The organism is Kitasatospora sp. NPDC036934, from assembly GCF_055608425.1.
The window spans coordinates 463,107-478,919 of record NZ_JBVJQR010000003.1 but is presented as its reverse complement, the minus strand read 5'-3'; the positions used below and the strand labels follow the sequence as shown (position 1 = coordinate 478,919).

17 protein-coding genes are annotated in these 15,813 nt (G+C 73.2%); 8 read left to right on the top strand and 9 right to left on the bottom strand.

All coding sequences use genetic code 11. The features are described from left to right. The first annotated feature begins 13 nt into the window (after positions 1 to 13). The 3 genes from ACZ7BZ_RS07270 to ACZ7BZ_RS07260 all read left to right on the top strand — a co-directional run bounded on the left by ACZ7BZ_RS07270 (position 14) and on the right by ACZ7BZ_RS07260 (position 1,917). Positions 14 to 883, top strand: a complete 870-nt coding sequence (locus ACZ7BZ_RS07270; RefSeq protein WP_470357511.1) for a helix-turn-helix domain-containing protein — start codon at positions 14 to 16, stop codon at positions 881 to 883. 2 nt (positions 884 to 885) lie between these two features. Further along, positions 886 to 1,071: a DUF397 domain-containing protein gene (locus tag ACZ7BZ_RS07265; RefSeq protein WP_470357510.1), complete on the top strand. Its 186-nt coding sequence runs from the start codon at positions 886 to 888 to the stop codon at positions 1,069 to 1,071. Positions 1,072 to 1,155: 84 nt separating this feature from the next. Beyond that, positions 1,156 to 1,917, top strand: coding sequence for a serine hydrolase (locus ACZ7BZ_RS07260; protein ID WP_470357509.1), 762 nt, complete (start codon positions 1,156 to 1,158; stop codon positions 1,915 to 1,917). A gap of 45 nt (positions 1,918 to 1,962) precedes the next feature. Here ACZ7BZ_RS07260 and ACZ7BZ_RS07255 read toward each other — a convergent pair whose 3' ends face one another. The 6 genes from ACZ7BZ_RS07255 to ACZ7BZ_RS07230 all read right to left on the bottom strand — a co-directional run bounded on the left by ACZ7BZ_RS07255 (position 1,963) and on the right by ACZ7BZ_RS07230 (position 8,558). After that, positions 1,963 to 3,096, bottom strand: a complete 1,134-nt coding sequence (locus ACZ7BZ_RS07255) for an FAD-dependent monooxygenase (RefSeq protein ID WP_470357508.1) — start codon at positions 3,094 to 3,096, stop codon at positions 1,963 to 1,965. A 19-nt stretch (positions 3,097 to 3,115) separates the two neighbouring features. Beyond that, the gene (locus tag ACZ7BZ_RS07250; protein WP_470357507.1) at positions 3,116 to 3,703 is read right to left on the bottom strand and encodes a GTP-binding protein; all 588 of its coding nucleotides are present in this window, start codon (positions 3,701 to 3,703) and stop codon (positions 3,116 to 3,118) included. Between the two features lie 3 nt (positions 3,704 to 3,706). Next, positions 3,707 to 4,072: a DUF742 domain-containing protein gene (locus ACZ7BZ_RS07245; RefSeq protein ID WP_380451653.1), complete on the bottom strand. Its 366-nt coding sequence runs from the start codon at positions 4,070 to 4,072 to the stop codon at positions 3,707 to 3,709. Positions 4,073 to 4,179: 107 nt separating this feature from the next. Beyond that, positions 4,180 to 4,626: a roadblock/LC7 domain-containing protein gene (locus ACZ7BZ_RS07240; RefSeq protein ID WP_470357506.1), complete on the bottom strand. Its 447-nt coding sequence runs from the start codon at positions 4,624 to 4,626 to the stop codon at positions 4,180 to 4,182. Continuing rightward, the gene (locus ACZ7BZ_RS07235) at positions 4,623 to 7,619 is read right to left on the bottom strand and encodes a sensor histidine kinase (RefSeq protein ID WP_470357505.1); all 2,997 of its coding nucleotides are present in this window, start codon (positions 7,617 to 7,619) and stop codon (positions 4,623 to 4,625) included. The genes ACZ7BZ_RS07240 and ACZ7BZ_RS07235 overlap by 4 nt, the downstream gene beginning before the upstream one ends. Before the next feature lie 252 nt (positions 7,620 to 7,871). Beyond that, the gene (locus ACZ7BZ_RS07230) at positions 7,872 to 8,558 is read right to left on the bottom strand and encodes a FadR/GntR family transcriptional regulator (RefSeq protein ID WP_470357504.1); all 687 of its coding nucleotides are present in this window, start codon (positions 8,556 to 8,558) and stop codon (positions 7,872 to 7,874) included. Between the two features lie 175 nt (positions 8,559 to 8,733). Here ACZ7BZ_RS07230 and ACZ7BZ_RS07225 point away from each other — a divergent pair, with 175 nt between their 5' ends. From ACZ7BZ_RS07225 to ACZ7BZ_RS07215, 3 genes are all read left to right on the top strand, one after another. Further along, the gene (locus ACZ7BZ_RS07225; protein ID WP_470357503.1) at positions 8,734 to 10,446 is read left to right on the top strand and encodes a 2-isopropylmalate synthase; all 1,713 of its coding nucleotides are present in this window, start codon (positions 8,734 to 8,736) and stop codon (positions 10,444 to 10,446) included. Positions 10,447 to 10,662: 216 nt separating this feature from the next. Then, positions 10,663 to 11,577, top strand: coding sequence for a peptidoglycan-binding domain-containing protein (locus tag ACZ7BZ_RS07220; RefSeq protein ID WP_380451531.1), 915 nt, complete (start codon positions 10,663 to 10,665; stop codon positions 11,575 to 11,577). Between the two features lie 652 nt (positions 11,578 to 12,229). Next, on the top strand, positions 12,230 to 12,871 hold the full coding sequence (locus ACZ7BZ_RS07215) for a DUF4232 domain-containing protein (RefSeq protein WP_380451533.1): 642 nt from the start codon (positions 12,230 to 12,232) through the stop codon (positions 12,869 to 12,871). Positions 12,872 to 12,968: 97 nt separating this feature from the next. On the opposite strand, the gene ACZ7BZ_RS07210 is transcribed toward ACZ7BZ_RS07215, so the two are convergent. Further along, on the bottom strand, positions 12,969 to 13,448 hold the full coding sequence (locus ACZ7BZ_RS07210) for an RICIN domain-containing protein (RefSeq protein ID WP_470357502.1): 480 nt from the start codon (positions 13,446 to 13,448) through the stop codon (positions 12,969 to 12,971). 111 nt (positions 13,449 to 13,559) lie between these two features. Continuing rightward, complete coding sequence (locus tag ACZ7BZ_RS07205; RefSeq protein WP_470357501.1) at positions 13,560 to 13,766, bottom strand: DUF397 domain-containing protein; 207 nt, start codon at positions 13,764 to 13,766, stop codon at positions 13,560 to 13,562. Here ACZ7BZ_RS07205 and ACZ7BZ_RS07200 point away from each other — a divergent pair. Beyond that, complete coding sequence (locus ACZ7BZ_RS07200; protein ID WP_470357500.1) at positions 13,741 to 13,875, top strand: hypothetical protein; 135 nt, start codon at positions 13,741 to 13,743, stop codon at positions 13,873 to 13,875. The genes ACZ7BZ_RS07205 and ACZ7BZ_RS07200 overlap by 26 nt on opposite strands. A 205-nt stretch (positions 13,876 to 14,080) precedes the next feature. Here ACZ7BZ_RS07200 and ACZ7BZ_RS07195 read toward each other — a convergent pair whose 3' ends face one another. After that, positions 14,081 to 14,788, bottom strand: coding sequence for an alpha/beta fold hydrolase (locus ACZ7BZ_RS07195; protein ID WP_470357499.1), 708 nt, complete (start codon positions 14,786 to 14,788; stop codon positions 14,081 to 14,083). A gap of 201 nt (positions 14,789 to 14,989) precedes the next feature. Between ACZ7BZ_RS07195 and ACZ7BZ_RS07190 the strand changes: the two genes are divergently transcribed. After that, positions 14,990 to 15,802 carry a class I SAM-dependent methyltransferase gene (locus ACZ7BZ_RS07190; protein ID WP_470357552.1) on the top strand — a complete coding sequence of 271 codons (813 nt, stop codon included), beginning with the start codon at positions 14,990 to 14,992 and terminating at the stop codon, positions 15,800 to 15,802. Positions 15,803 to 15,813: the final 11 nt, after the last annotated feature.

Sequence of the window (15,813 nt, the reverse complement as noted above, 5' to 3'; positions counted from 1 at the left end):
GTGGGTGATTGCGGTGGGTGGCGTCGAGCGCACGGTCTTCGACGGCGAGACGGCGGAGAACTCGGACGGGGTCGCGGAGTTCTACGGCGCGGTGGGGAAGCTGATCAAGCTGTTCCGCGAGCGGGCGGGGATCACCCAGCGGGAGCTGGGTCGGCTGACGGGATACAGCGAGGACCAGATCGGCGCGATGGAGCGGGGGCTGAGGACGGCCAGGATCGAGTTCCTGGAGATGGCCGACGACCTGCTGAACGCGGGGGGTGTGCTGAGGGTCATCGCGGACGACGTGATGAAGGCCAAGGTGCGGATGAGTGAGCGGCACCCGGCCTTCAACAAGGCCTTCACGGCGGAGGAGGCCAAGGCCAGGGAGATTCACGGCTACAGCACCCTGCTCATTCCGGGGTTGTTGCAGACCGAGGCACATGCCCGAGCGCTCTACGAGATGCGTAGGCCGTGGCTCTCCGTCGAGCAGATCGACCAGTGGGTTGCGGCGCGGCTCGCGCGGCAGGAGATCCTGACGCGGTGGCCGTTGCCGACCATGAGCTGGGTGCTGGACGAAAGCATTCTCCGTCGGCCAGTCGGAGGTTGGGATGTGCATCGAGAACAGCTCGAACGGTTGCTGAAGGCGGCTGAGATCCGCGGCTTGGAGCTGCAGATCATGCCGCTCGACACGCCGGAGAATGCAGGCATGGGTGGAGCGTTCACGCTCCTCACTCCGCCGGGGCGGCCGCAGATCGCGTACGTCGAGGTGCAGCACGTGAATCGGCTGATCACGGACCCGGAGGAAGTCCGTATCATGGCCGCACGGTACGGCACCCTCAGGGGGCAGGCGCTCAACATGAGGGAGTCCTTGGCCTTGATCGAGATGATCCTGGGAGAGCGGTAGAAATGGCCGAGCTGGCGTGGTTCAAGAGCAGCTACAGCAGCAACGAGGGTGCGGAGTGCGTCGAGGTCGCTGCGACGCCCGGCACCGTCCACGTGCGTGACTCCAAGGACAAGAGTGGCCCGCAGTTGGCCTTCGACCCGGCTGCCTGGGAGGCGTTCGTTTCGTTCGCCGCCACCGCCGAGGTCTGATCCAGTCCTCCCCTCAACGGCCCACCGCCTCCCCGGCGGCGGGCCGTTGGCGTACCGCCGGGCTGGATGCCCTACCCTTCCGCCATGCTGTCTGTGGTGGTGGCCCCCTGGGAGGGCGATGCCGAGCCGGTGTTCCTGCGCGCGCCGGACGAACTGCACGATGCCGCGAGCACGATGAAGGTGGCCGTGCTCGCCGCGCTGGTGCGCGGTGGGACGAACCTGGACGCCGAGGTGCCGGTGGTGAACCGCTTCGAGTCCGTCGTGGGCGGGGAGTTCGGCAACGATCCCGGCTGGGACAGCGATCCGCTGCCCTGGGAGCTGCTCGGCACCCACGTACCGCTCCGCCTGCTCGCCGAGCGGATGATCACCCACTCCTCCAACCTCGCCACCAACCTCTGCCTGGCCCGTACCGACCAGCGCGCGATCGCCGAGGTGTGGCGTCGGGCGGGGGCGTCCCGCAGCAGTACGCCGCGCGGGATCGAGGACTACCCGGCGCGCGAAGCGGGCGTGTACAACCGGGTGAGCGCCCGCGACCTGGTCCGTCTCCTCCACTCGCTCGCCGACGAACCCGAACTGCTTGCCCTCCTCGAACGCAACGAGTTCCGGGTGGACCTCGCCGCGGGCCTCCCACCGGGCACCCGGATCGCGTTCAAGAACGGCTGGGTGCCCGGCGCCCGGCACTGCGTCGGCCTGGTCCATCCACGGGACTGCCCGCCCTACCTCGTCGCCGTCTGCTACACCGGCCCGCTCGCCGACGGCACCGACCGCACCGACCCGGCGGCCCGCCTGCTGGCCCGCGTCTCGGCGGCGGTCTGGGAGCGGCGCAGGGCCATCAGCCCGCGTTGAACGGCAGCGGGGCCCCGGCCCGTGGCGGGGCCCCGTCCGCGGGCCTCAGTACGGCTTGACCAGCACGTGGGCGGCGCCCGGGATGCCGACCTTCAGTAGCGCGTCCTCCTCCGCAGTGGTTGGCGTGCCGGTCTCCTGCTTGAGGACGGCGCGGGACAGCGACTGCACCCACATGGCGCGCGGGCGGCGGCGGGCCTCCCAGGCGGTGAGTGCGGCCGGGACGTCCTCGGCGGCGTCCAGGCTCTCCGCCAGGACGAGGGCGTCCTCGACGGCCATCGCTGCGCCCTGGGCGAGGTGGGGGGTGGAGGCGTGGGCGGCGTCGCCGGCCAGGACGATGCGGCCGACGTGCCAGGGCTCCTCGACGGTGACCTGGGAGATCCGGGAGTAGACCACCGCGGTCGGGTCGGTGACCTGGGCGAGGGCCTCGGCGATGGGGCCGCCGAAGCCGGCCAGGCGTTCCCGCAGCTGCTCGTGGGCGGTGGACGGGTCCGGGCGGAAGTCCTCGGCCTCGGCGAACACCGCGCCCAGGTACATGAGTTCCGCGCTGATCGGGGTGAGCAGCGCCTTGGCCCTGAGGTTGCCGGCCGACATCACCACGCCCTGGACCTCGGGCGAACGCGGCAGGGTGACGCGCCAGTTGGCGAAGCCGGTGTACTCGGGGGCGTACGTGTCGCCGTACAGGTGCCGACGCAGCGGGGAGCCGATGCCGTCGAAGCCGACGACCAGGTCGTAGCGGCCGTGGTGGCCGTCGCCGAGGGTGACGTCGACCCCGGTGCCGTCGTCCTTCACCGAGGCGATGGTGGTGCCGAAGCGCAGCACGGCACCGGCCGAGGTGGCGGCGTCGGCCAGCACCCGGGCCAGGGCGGGGCGGGGTATGCCGTTGTTGGAGGGGGCGTCGCCCATCCGGGGCTGGGGGATCCGGGCGACGGTGGTGCCGGCCGGGTCGCAGATGGTCAGCACCTCCCATTCGAAGCCGGCGGCGAGGCACTCGTCGAGCACGCCGATCTCGCGCATCACGTGGAGGGCGTTGGACGGCTGGATGATGCCGACGCCGAGGGCCTCCAGCCGGTCGCGCAGTTCGGCGACCTCGACCTGGTGGCCGCGCCGGGCGAGGGCGGTGGCGAGGGTGAGGCCGCCGATGCCGCCGCCGTGGACGAGGACGCGAAGGGGGGTGGTCATGTAGCGCTCCGGGGGAGGTTCAGCCGACGGGGGCGGCGGCGAGGTCCATCAGGTGGTCGACCAGGGCGAGCAGCAGGTCGCGGCCGAAGCCGCGCTCGCGGACGTCGCCGATCAGCATCGGGACCTGCGGGTCGAGGTCGAGGGCGGCCCGGATCTCGTCCGGGGTGCGGGTGTTGTGGTTGTGGAAGCAGTTGATCGCGACGACGAACGGGATGCCCCGGCTCTCGAAGAAGTCGATCGAGGCGAAGCTGGTGTCCAGCCGCCGGGTGTCGGCGATGACGATCCCGCCGAGGGCGCCGTTGACCAGGTCGTTCCACATGAACCAGAAACGTTCCTGCCCGGGGGTGCCGAACAGGTAGACCACCAGCTCGGGGCTGACGGTGATCCGGCCGAAGTCCAGGGCGACGGTGGTGGTGTCCTTCTGGTCGACGCCGGCCAGGTCGTCGACGCCGACGCTGGCCGTGGTCAGGTACTCCTCGGTGCGCAGCGGGGTGACCTCGCTGACCGAGCCGACCAGGGTGGTCTTGCCGACGCCGAAGCCGCCGGCGATGAGGATCTTGACCGCGGCGGGGGCGGCAACGGGGGTGGCGGAGTGGGGTGTTGCCATGGCTTAGAGCCTCCGGAGTCCTTCACGTACGGCCGTGAGCAGGCCGAGGTCCACGTCCCCGGCGGCACGGGCCACCGAGAGCGGGGCCCGGGCCTTCAGCAGGCCCTGGGCGACGAGGTCGCCCAGCAGGATCTTGGTGACCGAGACCGGGAGGTCCAGGCCGGCCGCGACCTCGGCGACGGCCGCCGGGCGGCGGCAGCGGTCGAGGATCAGCCGGTGCTCGGGCTGGAGGCCGCGGGCACCGGCGCGACTGCCCCGCGCCAGGGCCGCGTCGGCCTCGTCCTCGGCCGTGGTGAGCACGGTGATGAGGGTGAGGTCGTCGCGCTCGGGCGCGGTCCGGCCGCGGGTGATGGTGTACGGGCGGACCATGACGCCGGTCTCGTCCTCGGCGTCGGGTTCCTCCAGTTCGCTCCAGTGCGGCACCCGGCCGCGCGCCCAGGCGTCGTCGCCCTCGTCGCGGTACGGGCCCACCCCGGTCAGCTCCGGCTCCGGGCGGCGAAGGCGTCGAAGGACGCGGGGGCACCCTCGGCGCGGGCCGGGGTGGTGAGCTTCTGGCCGACCTGCTGGACGAGGGTGTGCATCGCGACGGACATCACCTCGGCGTCCACCTCCTGGGAGGCGACCACGGCCAGGTGGGTGCCCTGGGCGGCGGCGATGACGAACAGCCAGCACTCGGCGAGCTCGACGATGACCTGGTGGACCGGCCCGCCGTCGAAGAGCTGGCCGACGCCCCGGGCGAGCGACTGCTGACCGGTGGCCACGGCGGCGAGGCGCTCGGCGTCGGCCCGCTCGATGGTGCGGGAGTGACTGACCACGAGGCCGTCGTCGGAGAGCAGGACGGCGTTGCGGGTCCCGGGCACCGAGTCGACGAGTCCGTCCAGCAGCCAGTCCAGATCCTGGTGGGTGGCGATCGTGCGGTTCATGACTGGTCATCCGTTCGTGTGGTTCGGGGTTCCGCGGCCGGCAGGGCCCAGGGGGAGGGCGCGGACGCGGAGGCGGGGGGACCGGCGGGCAGTGCGGGGGGAGCCGGCGGGGTGGCGGCCGGGGGCAGCGGGTGCTCGCCGCTGTCCTGGGCGCGGGCGGCACGGGACTGGCGCTGGAAGGCACCGATGGCGGCGCCGGAGCGCCGGACCGGCCGCTGGACGGGGTCGGCGGCCGCGTTGGCGTCCGCCGGGCCGGCGGGCTGCCCGGCGACCGGGTCGACCCACTGCGGGCGGGTCGGCGGCGGCACCCGCAGCTCGGCGGCCAGGCTGGCCTGCCGGACGCGCTGTGGCAGCGGCGGCTGCCCGCCCTCGACCGGGCTCACCGGTACGGCGGAGGGGTACTCCCGCCCGCGGCGCCGCTCGGCCAGCCGGTAGTGGTCGGCCGGGCGGTACTGCTCGTCGGCGTACGGGGCCTCGGCCTCGGTGACCCGGGCGTAGGCGATGTCCGGGTAGGCCGGGGCCTCCGGCGCGGGGGTGGCGGCGGGTGCGCCGCCGTGGGCCTCGGCCGGGGTGGCGGCGTAGCCGGGCGGCGGGTCGGCGGGGGAGTTGTGCTGGATCGGCTGCTCGGCGGGGCCGGGCTGGTAGGGCTGCGGGGGCGACTGCTCGTACGGCTGCTCGTACGACTGCTCGTACGGCTGGGCCGGGACCGGCTGCGCCGGGAACGCCGGTTCCGGGAATCCCGGTTCCTGGAACACCGCGGCCACGCACTGGGCGTGCGCGGCCTGCCCGGCCGGCCCGAGCGCCTGCCCCGCCGGTACGACCGCCCCGGCGGGCCCGACCGCCCCGAAGGAGTCCACCGGCGCCATCGGCGGCCCGACCGGCTGGTGCGTCTCGTCGGCGGCGGAGCGCAGCGCCCGGCGCGAGCGGCGGACCAGCGGGATGGGCTCGACCGGCGCGGCGTCCGGCAGCCCGGTGTCGCCGTCGATGACCAGCTCGTCCGGGACGAGCACGACCACCCGGGTGCCGCCGAAGGCCGACGGCCGGAACTCGATCTTCAGTCCGGTCAGCGCGGCCAGCCGGGCGACCACGTAGAAGCCGAGCCGGATGTCGTCGGCCCGGGCCAGTACGTCGGTGCGCGGCGGGCGGCTCATCAGTTCGTTCGCGGCGTCGTACTGTTCCGGGTCCATGCCGAGACCGCGGTCCTCGATCTCGACGGCGAGCCCGCGGCCGACCATGGCGGCCCGGACCTCCACCGGGGTCGGCGGCTTGGAGAAGGTGGTGGCGTTCTCCATCAGTTCGGCGAGCACGTGGGCGACCGGCCCGACGGCCCGCTCGGAGAGCCACGGGTGACCCTCGACGTCGATCATGATCCGGCGGTAGTCCTGCACCTCGCCCTGGGCGGAGCGCAGCACGTCCAGCAGCGGTACGGGCTTGCGCCAGCGCCGCTGCGGTTGGCCGCCGGCCATGATGACGAGGTTCTCCTCGTAGCGGCGCAGGCGGGCGGTGAGGTGGTCGAGGTCGAACAGGCCCTCCAGGACCTCCGGGTCCTCGTGCTTGCGCTCCAGCTCGTCGAGCTTGCGCAGCTGGCGGCCGATCAGCAACTGGGTGCGGCGGGCGATGCGCTGGAGGAGGCGTTCGAAGCCCCGGTGCTGGGCGGCCTGCCGGACGGCGGCCTCCAGGGCGGCGGAGCGGGCCAGGTTGAGGGCCTGGCCGAGGCGGGCGAGTTCGTCGGTGCCGTTGCCGTGTTCGCCGGTGGTGACGGCGCGGCTCTCGGCCTCGGCGTCGACCTGCTCGCCGCGGCCGAGGCGGTCGACCACCGCGGGCAGGGTGCGTTCCATCTCCTCGGCCTGGGTCTGGAGGTCCTTGATCCGGCGGCGCAGCGAGCGGCTGATCCGCCAGGAGGCGATGACGACGGCGACGACGGCGATCAGGCCGACGACCGCGGTGAGCACCACGCGGGTGAGCAGGCTGAGGATGGTCCCCTTGCCGACCTCGACGATGGCGCTGGTGCGGGCCTCGATGTTCTTGACCAGCTGCGGGTTGAGCTGGTCGACGGCCTGGCGCCACTGGTCCTGGGCGGCGGGCAGTTTGACGGTGCCGTTGGAGTCGGCGGCGACCGGTCGGGTGAGCTGCTGCTCGACGGCGGCCTTGGCCTGCCAGGCGGGGCTGTTCATCAGGTCGTGCCAGCCGGCCGCCTCGGCCTCGGGGATGTACGGGAGGACCTGGACGGTGAACAGGTGGTCCTGGGCGCCGATCAGCTGCTGGACCTGCTGGTAGTCGGCGGTGCTGAGCCGCCCGGTGGTCCAGCCGCGGGCCAGCAGGGCGTCCTCGCGGGCCAGCATCTCCTTGGCCCAGAAGGTGTTGACCAGGGTCTTGGACACCCAGGTGACCTCGCCCGCGTCGACGTGGCTGAGCGCGGTGAACAGCCGCAGGTCGACGGCGATCAGGTCGGTGTAGTAGGTGAAGACGGTCTGCTGGTCGACCGAGCCCTTGTCGACGGCGGCGCGTTCCTCGGCGAGCTTGCCCATGGCCTGCCGGGCTTCGGCGACGGCGCTGCGGACGTCGTTCGGGGCGTCGTCGGCGGTCTCGCCGGACAGGGCCTGGAACTGGCGGACCGCGTCGTCGGTCAACTGCCGCTGGTGGCGCAGTTGGTCGGTGTTGCCGCCGGGCCGGGCGAGCGCGTCGGCGCTGAGCCGGCGCTCCTCCTGGAGGTTGTAGTAGACGATGTTGGACGGCTGGCCGGCCTTCTGGGCGAGCATGCCCTGGGCGGCCTGGCGCTGGAAGTCGAAGACGGTCTCACCGCTGGTGACCGCCCAGAGGGCGACCAGGGCGAGGCTGGGGACGACGGCCAGGACGAGTAGTGCCGCCCGCAGGGACAGGCGCGGACGCCTGCGGGGGGCCTTCGGCGTCGGGGGCCGCCGATTCGCACGCGCGCGCAGAGCAGACTCCTTGGGGCTGGCGGCCGGCCGGTGAGGGGCGGGCCGTCCGGGCACGGGCTTTTGACGAAGCGATACTAGTCATATCGTGTGATTGGAGTGAAAGCCCGTTCGCCGCCTGGGCGGTGCTTGTGCACCAGGCGGACACAATGTCACTCGCACGTTGACCGTTCGTGATCGAAGCGGCCTGCTCCGGCCGTGCCTGACACAGTGTCGGGGCGGCCCGAGACCACTGGATGGCCGCTGTGTGAAGACTGTGTGACGCCCCCTCCGGGGATCCCTCCGGAGGAGGCGTACGGAAGACGCGCCTCAGCGGTTCAGCAGTTGTGCGCGCGTCGATTCCAGCTCCTCCGCCAGCACCCGCCCGGCCGCCGCCGGGTCGCCCTCGTGCAGCACCCGGACCAGCTCCGCATGCGCGTCGTAGCCGTGGTCCGGATCGCCCTCGCGCAGCCCGAACAGGCCGACCAGTTCGACCAGGTGCTCCCGCAGGATCGGGGCGAACTGGGCGAACAGGTCGTCCAGGACGGGGTTGTGGGCGGCGGCCACGATCGCCGTGTGCAGCGCGATGTCGGCGTCCACGAAGGCCGAGTCGTCCGCCCCGCCCGCGGCCCGGCGCGCGGCCAGCGCGGCGTCCATGGCGGTGAGGTCCGCCGCCGTGCGGCGCTCGGCGGCCAGCCGGGCGGCCTGCACCTCGACCATCGTCCGCACCTCGTAGATGTGCGCCAGCTCGGCGGCCCGCAGCCGGGTCGCCCAGTCCCCGGCGGTCGGGCGGTCGGACGTCACGAACACCCCGGAGCCCTGCCGGGCGTGCACCATCCCGGCCGCGGCGAGGGTGCGCAGCGCCTCCCGGACGGTCGAGCGGCCGACGCCCAGCTCCTTGGCGAGCGCCACCTCGCCGGGCAGCTTGCCGCCGACCGGCCACTCGCCGGCCCGGATCCGCTCCTCGATCAGTGCGGCGGCCTGTTCGGCGAGGGGGGAGGGGCGGAGCGGGGCCATCGTCGTCACCTGTCGGGTTGTCTGAGGACTTGGATCGTGGTTAGTCTACCCGGCATGCAGCCGTGGAGCGTTCTCCTTCTTGGTGGCCGCAGCGGGGCGTGACCTGACCGGCACCCCGCTGCGGGGCGCCGTCCTGCCGGTCTCCGGTCACCAGTCGAGGACACCCAGAGACCCCATGCGATACCCGACCCTGCACGCCCCCGCCGGGCCCGTCCCGGCCGACGCCCCCGCCTGGAACCCCCAGCGCGGCGGCGCCATGCCCTCCCACCGCTACCGCCCCGCCCACGAGCGGGTCCACGTCCCCGCCCTGCTGCGCCGCTGGCCCGGCCGTCGGATCGAGCGGGCCCCGCTGTGGGTGCCGGTCGACCTGCGCGACGGCAACCAGGCGCTCGCCGAGCCGATGGACCCGGCGCGCAAGCAGCGGATGTTCGACCTCTTCCTGGCCATGGGCTTCAAGGAGATCGAGGTCGGCTACCCCTCCGCCAGCCGCACCGACTTCGAGTTCGTCCGCCGGCTCGCCGAGCACCCGGACGCCCTGCCGGAGGACGTCACGGTCGTCGTCTTCACCGCCGCCCGGGCCGACCTCATCGACCGCACCTTCGAGGCGGTCCGCGGCCTGCCGCGGGTCGTCGTCCACCTCTACACCGCCACCGCCCCGCTCTGGCGCGACCTCGTCCTCGGCAAGGACCGGGACGAACTGCGGGCGCTGATCACCGAGGCGGCCGAGCGGATGGCCCGGCACGGCGAGGGGCGGGACGGCCTGCGGTTCCAGTTCTCGCCCGAGGTGTTCAACCTGACCGAGCCGGACTACGCGCTGGAGGTCTGCAACGGCCTGAGCGCACTGTGGGACGCGAGCCCCGACCGGCCCGTCATCCACAACCTGCCGGCCACCGTGGAGATCGCCACCCCGAACGTCTACGCCGACCAGATCGAGTACCTGGACCGGCACCTGGACCGCCGCGACGGCGTGATCCTCTCCGTCCACCCGCACAACGACCGGGGCACCGGCGTTGCCTGCGCCGAACTGGCCGTACTGGCGGGCGCCCAGCGGGTCGAGGGCTGCCTGTTCGGCAACGGCGAACGCACCGGCAACGTCGACCTGGTGACCCTGGCGCTCAACCTCCACACCCAGGGGGTCGACCCGATGCTCGACCTCTCCGACATCGACGGGATCCGCCGCACCGTCGAGCACTGCAACCGGCTGCCCGTGCACGAGCGCCACCCCTACGCCGGGGACCTCGTCCACACCGCCTTCTCCGGCACCCACCAGGACGCCATCAAGAAGGGCCTCGCCCGGCACGCGCGGGCCGCCGCCGAACTCGGGCTGCCCGAGCGGGAGACGCCCTGGTCCGTCCCGTACCTGCCGATCGACCCGGCCGACCTCGGGCGTGACTACGAGGCGGTGATCCGGGTCAACAGCCAGTCCGGCAAGGGCGGGATCGCCTACCTGCTGCAGACCGGGGCCGGGCTGGAACTGCCCCGGCGGCTCCAGATCGAGTTCGCCCGGGTGGTCCAGGAGGCGACGGACGACAGCGGGCGGGAGGTGACCGGCGAGGAGCTGTACGAGCTGTTCCGCTCCGAGTACCTGGACGCGGGCGCCGCCCGGGCCTGGCGGGTCGGCGAGGACTGGGCCGAGGTGGACGGCCGCCGGGGCGGCGGCGCCGGCCCGGTGGACGCGGTCGCGGACGCGGTGGGCGTCGAGATCCTCTCCTTCACCGAACACAAGGTCGCCGGCAGCCCCGACGCCGTCGCCTACCTGGAGGCCCGGGCCGGCGGCCGGGTGGTCTGGGGGGCCGGGCGCGACGCCTCGGTGCTCACGGCAGGCGTACGGGCGGTGCTCAGCGCCGCCGACCGGGCCCACCGGCTGCGGGGCGGCGGGCCGTTGTAGTGCGGAGCGTCCCTGGGACGACCGGCGGCCCCCGGGCCCGGGGGCCGTCCCCGGGCCCGCGCCGTCCCAGGGACGGGACGCGCTAGCGGGACGCCGTCGGCGGCTCCTACGGTCTGTCAGCGGTGGCCGGTCGCGGCCGACGAGCCGTTCGGTGCCGCCGCTTCCCGCTCCGCGCGCTCCCGCGCTCCGCGCTCAGTCAGTCAGTGAGGAACCGTCATGAAACGCATCCCGGCAATCGTCGCCGCGATGTTCGCCGCGCTTCTCGCGGCGGTGCTCGTCGCCCCCGCCGCCCAGGCCGCCGGCTGGCCGCTCGTCCGCAACGGTGACCACGGCGACAATGTGACCACGGTCCAGTACCTGCTGAACGCCCACGGCGCCGGTCTCGGCGTCGACGGTGACTTCGGCTCCGGCACGGAGACCAAGGTCAAGAACTTCCAGAGCGCCAACGGCCTCAACCCGGTGGACGGCATCGTCGGCTCCGACACCTGGTCCAAGCTGATCGTCACCGTCCGCAAGGGTGACAACAACGACGCCGTCAAGGCGCTCCAGGTCCAGCTGAACGCCCACGGCGCCGGCCTGGCGGTCGACGGCGCCTTCGGCGACGGCACCGACGGCAAGGTCCGCGCCTTCCAGCAGTCCGCCGGCCTGAACCCGGTCGACGGCATCGTCGGCCCGGCCACCTGGGCCGCCCTGCTCGGCGGTGGCGGCAGCACCGGTGGCGGCGGTGGCGGTGGCGACACCCTCACCCAGTCGCAGGCCGCGTCGATGTTCTCGGCGGCCGGCATCACCTGGTCCTCCTCGGGCAACTGCTCCGACCGCACCAACAGCAGCTGCACCTCCTTCGACGGCCTGCGCCGCGCCTCGGCGACCGGCGCCATCAACTTCAAGAACGCCAGCGGCTGCGCGCTGAACATCACCGGTGGCACCGAGACCGGCCACGCCAGCGGCACCTACAGCCACGGCACCGGCTACAAGCTGGACTTCGCCATGTCGAGCTGCGTCACCAACTACATCCACGGCACCTTCTCCCACACCGGCACCCGCGGTGACGGCGCCGACCTGTGGACCGCCGCCTCCGGCAACATCTACGCCAACGAGGGCAGCCACTGGGACGTCACCTTCATGAACTGACGCCCGCAGAGCGCACCCTGTGAGGGGCAGGGCCACCGGAGGTCTTCCGGTGGCCCTGCCCCGTCGCGTTCACGGCGGTGATCGGGGCCGCCGGCCGGGCCCCGCGTCCCGGTCAGCGGGTGCGGGCCGGCTCCTGTTACTGCGCGTCGTCGGCCTGAGCAGCCCCGCCGCCCACGGCCAGGCCGAGCGGATCGCCCGCCTGGGCTGCCGCCCCGACGCGGTGGGGCCGCTCGCCGGCTCCCTCGCCCGCCGCTCCGACGTCGCCCACGTGGGCATCGCCTCCGGCGGGTCGGAGATCAACTGCATCATCCGCTCACCGGCCGGCACCGGCCGCGACGACGTCCTGCTGCGTCATCCACCCGGCCCTCGCCTGACGCCGCACCGGCCTGACGCGGACACGTCCCGGGTCAAGATCCGCTCGGTCACGGGTCTGTCCCAGCGGGCGACGGCCGTGCCGGGGCGGCGGGGGAGCCGTGAGAACCGGTGTGCCGCCTGGGCTGGGGCCGTATGGCGGGGATAAGGAGCCCGACGTGCGCGCTCCTTCGTGTAACAGCACTGTCTTGGCGGCCGGTTGGGCGGAACGGTTCGCCCGGTGCGGTTGTCCTGCTCACCAGAAACCCGGCCACTACCACCCGAACCTGAGGAAGACATGATGCGCGTTCAGAAGCTGACCCTCGCCACCCTGGTCGTTGCCGCCGGTCTCTCTCTGACGGCCTGCCAGAACGACGACCTCGACAGCGGAACGGCGGCGAACACGCCGACCGCCGCGCCGACCGCCGGCGCCGTGCCCACCAAGGCCGCCCCGGCCGGCTCGGCCCCCAGCGGGAAGGCCACGACCGGAGGGAGCGGTTCGACCGACAGCGGCAAGGCGGGCGGCAAGTGCCGGACCGACGACCTCACCATCTCGGCCGCCGACCGCACCATCGACGGCGATGCCACCCGCACCGTGGTGGTCGAGCTGAAGAACAAGAGCGGCCACGACTGCTCGATCAGCGGGTACGCCGGTGTCGACCTGAAGACCAACGCGGGCTCGATGTCGGCGGAGCGTTCCGGCGAGCCGGTCGTCCCGGGCGTCCTCAAGAACGGGAAGTCGACCTTCTTCGGCATCAGCTACCCGGCGAACAACACGGGTGGCACCGGCCTGCGCCTCACCGGCCTCGTGGTGACCCCGCCGGACGAGACCAAGTCCGTCACCCTCCAGTGGCCGGGCGCCGCCTCACTGCCCGCCACCGACACCCCCGGCAACCCGGTGAAGGTCGGCCCGATCGGCAGCGCCGGGCAGGGCGGCCAGTGATCGGCGCGAGCCGGGCAGGGCGGCCAGTGATCGGCGCGAGCCGGATTCAGCTCACCGACCCGCCGCCGGGGGGCGGCGGGTCGGTGCCGGGCGCCCGCTACTTCACGTAGGCGGTCCACTGCTGGTTCGACGAGCCGACCGACAGCTCGGTGGTGACCCGCTGGTCCTGCCCGTTGGCCTGGAGGACGTAGTCCAGGTACTTCACGCTGGCGATGGCGGTGGCGTCCACGCTCGGCTCGACGATCCACCGCTGGCCGAGGTCGTTCTGGTCGCAGGTCTGCTGGGTGACGGTCTTGCCGGGGCCGTTGGCCACGAGGCACTTGCCGTAGTGGGTGCCCTTGATGGTGAAGGTGCCGTTGCCGAGCGGGGTGAGGGTCCAGACCTGGTAGGTCAGGCTGGGGTCGCGGGTCCAGACGTCGTTTCCGAGGTACTCGTCCAGGTCGGTGACGTCGCTCTGGACCTGGAGGGAAGCGGTGACCGGGACGGCGGCCGTGGCCGGGGTGCCGTTGAGGGCGGCGATGCCGCTGAAGGAGGCGGCGGCCACGAGGGTCGCGACGGCCTTCTGGGTGATGCGCACTGCTTCTCCTAGCTGGAAGGGCCGGCGGGCCCGGCTGGGCTCGCCCGGCGCGAAGCTAGGGGGGTGAGGGAGGTCGTTTGTGGACGACTCGATGAGGGTAGGCCAACCGGTTCAGACGTTTCGCCGGTTCGGCGCAGTCATACCGGTCGCGAGGGTGAGGAAGGACTTCCAGGCGGCAGGGGTGAAGGCGAGGTGGGGGCCGCTCTTGTCCTTGGAGTCACGGACCAGGACGGCGGCGGTGGTCTCGGCGACCTCGACGCACTGGGCCTCTTCGTTGGTGCTGTAGCTGCTCTTGAACCAGTCCGGACGCGGCCTCACCCTCATCGACGCCCTCTGCGACCACTGGGGCACCATCCCCCGCCACCCCAACGCCAAGGCCGTCTGGGCCGAACTCGACCTCACCGACGCCGTCCCCGATGCCACCTGAACCCCGCCATAGCGACGGGCGGGCCGTGCTCCGCGCCCTCCTCCCGTTCGCCCTCCTCCTCGCCCTCCTCGCCTGGGCCTACCCCCTCACCGCTGCCAGGCCCAACCGCCCGACCCCGCAACCCACTTCATTCACCACCCGGTGAAACACCGAGGGGTGGGAAGTCGGCCACACCGACTTCCCGCCCCTCGCTCCACCCCATTCCCTACCGCGCGGTGTGGTAGGCCTCCAGCCGCTCGGCCAACTCCTTCGGGTGGCCGAGCATCGGCAGGTGGTCGCCGGGCATCTCGTCCGGCTGGATGCCGAGCCGTTCGACCGTCACCCGCCGCATGAACTCCACGGGGAAGAACCGGTCGCCGGCCGACAGCAGAGCCCTGGTCGGCACGTCCGGCCACGAGGTCAGCGGCCACGGTTCGCCGAACGGGGCTGCTGACTGCAGCCGTTGGTGTTCGGCCAGCAGTTCGGAGGCGAGGGGTGCCGGGGTGTCGTGGAGGTAGAGCGAGCGCGGTTCCTCCTCGGTGCCCTCGGGGACGCCCCGGCGCCGGTCGGCTTCCTGTCGTGCGGGCCCGTATCCGGTGTTGTCCCACCAGAGGCCCGGTGTCTCGCCCGGGGCCGGGACCTGCGCCTGGAGCATGACCAGCAGGTCCACCGGCAGCCGGTCGCACACCAGCGGGCCGGTGAATCCACCGAACGAGTGGGCGACCACGACCAGTTCGGTACGGCCGCCGATCGCCTCGACCACGGTGTCCGCGTACTCGGCGAGCCCGGCCGCCTCGTCGTCGCACGGCAGGTCCGGCGCGACCACCGCGTGGCCCCGGTCGCGCAACTCGGCGGCCAGCGGCCCCCAGTACCACGCGTCCGCCGCCGCGCCGTGGATCAGTACGTACGTCGCCACCGTGCCCACCTCCGTCATCGGGAACCCGCCACCCTCCGGCGGCACTTCACCCGCCGCACCGTACTCGGCCGCGCGGACGACCGGCCGCACCGACGCGTGGGTTCACCGGCCCGGTCGACGGTTCGCGGGTGCACCCGACTCCCCTCCTCCGGCGCCTCGGGGGCGGAGGTCTAGGCTGGCGCGGTGACTGATGAGCAGGAGCGGGAGCAGCCGTCGGGAGTGTGGGCCACGGCGGTGGGGGTGGCCCGGGTGCGGGCGCTGGAGACCGAACGCGCGGACGCGTTGTTCCGCGATCCGCTGGCGCGGGCCTTCGCCGCCGCCGGCGGCCTCTGGCCCGGCTCGCCGCCCCCCGCCGACGAGGCCGCGCACCGGCGGCGGCTGGCCGTGTCGTACTCCATCGTCATCAGGACGAAGTTCCTCGACGACCTGGTGCGTGAGGCCTCCGCGTCCGGAGTCCGGCAGGTCGTGCTGCTCGGCGCGGGCATGGACAGCCGGGCCTTCCGGCTGGACTGGCCCGAGGGCACCCGGCTGTTCGAGGTCGACACCGCCGTGCCACTGGACTTCAAGGCGTCGGTGCTGCGCCAGGAGCGGGCCGTCGCGCGCTGCGAGCGGATCACCGTCCCGGTGGACCTGCGCGAGGACTGGCCGGGCGCGCTGGCCGCCGCGGGCCACGACCCGGCCGCGCCGACCGTGTGGATCGCCGAAGGGCTGCTGATCTACCTGCCCGAGGACGCGGTGGAGCTGCTGCTGGCCCGGATCGGCGCGCAGTCGGCGGCGGGCAGCCGGATGGGGCTGACGCTGGGCTCGCGCGGCGTGCTCGAGCGCTTCGGCGCGGACGCCGTGCCGGGATCGGCGGCGTCCATGTGGGTCTCGGAGATGCCCGACGACCCGGTGCACTGGCTGGCCGGGCACGGCTGGGAGGCCGAGAGCCACACTCTGCGCGAGTGCGGTGCCGCCTACGGTCGCCCGATCAGCACCCCGCCGCAGCGCGAGGAGCGGCCCGGCGGGCTGATCTCGGCGGTCCGCCGGTAGACCGCCTCCCG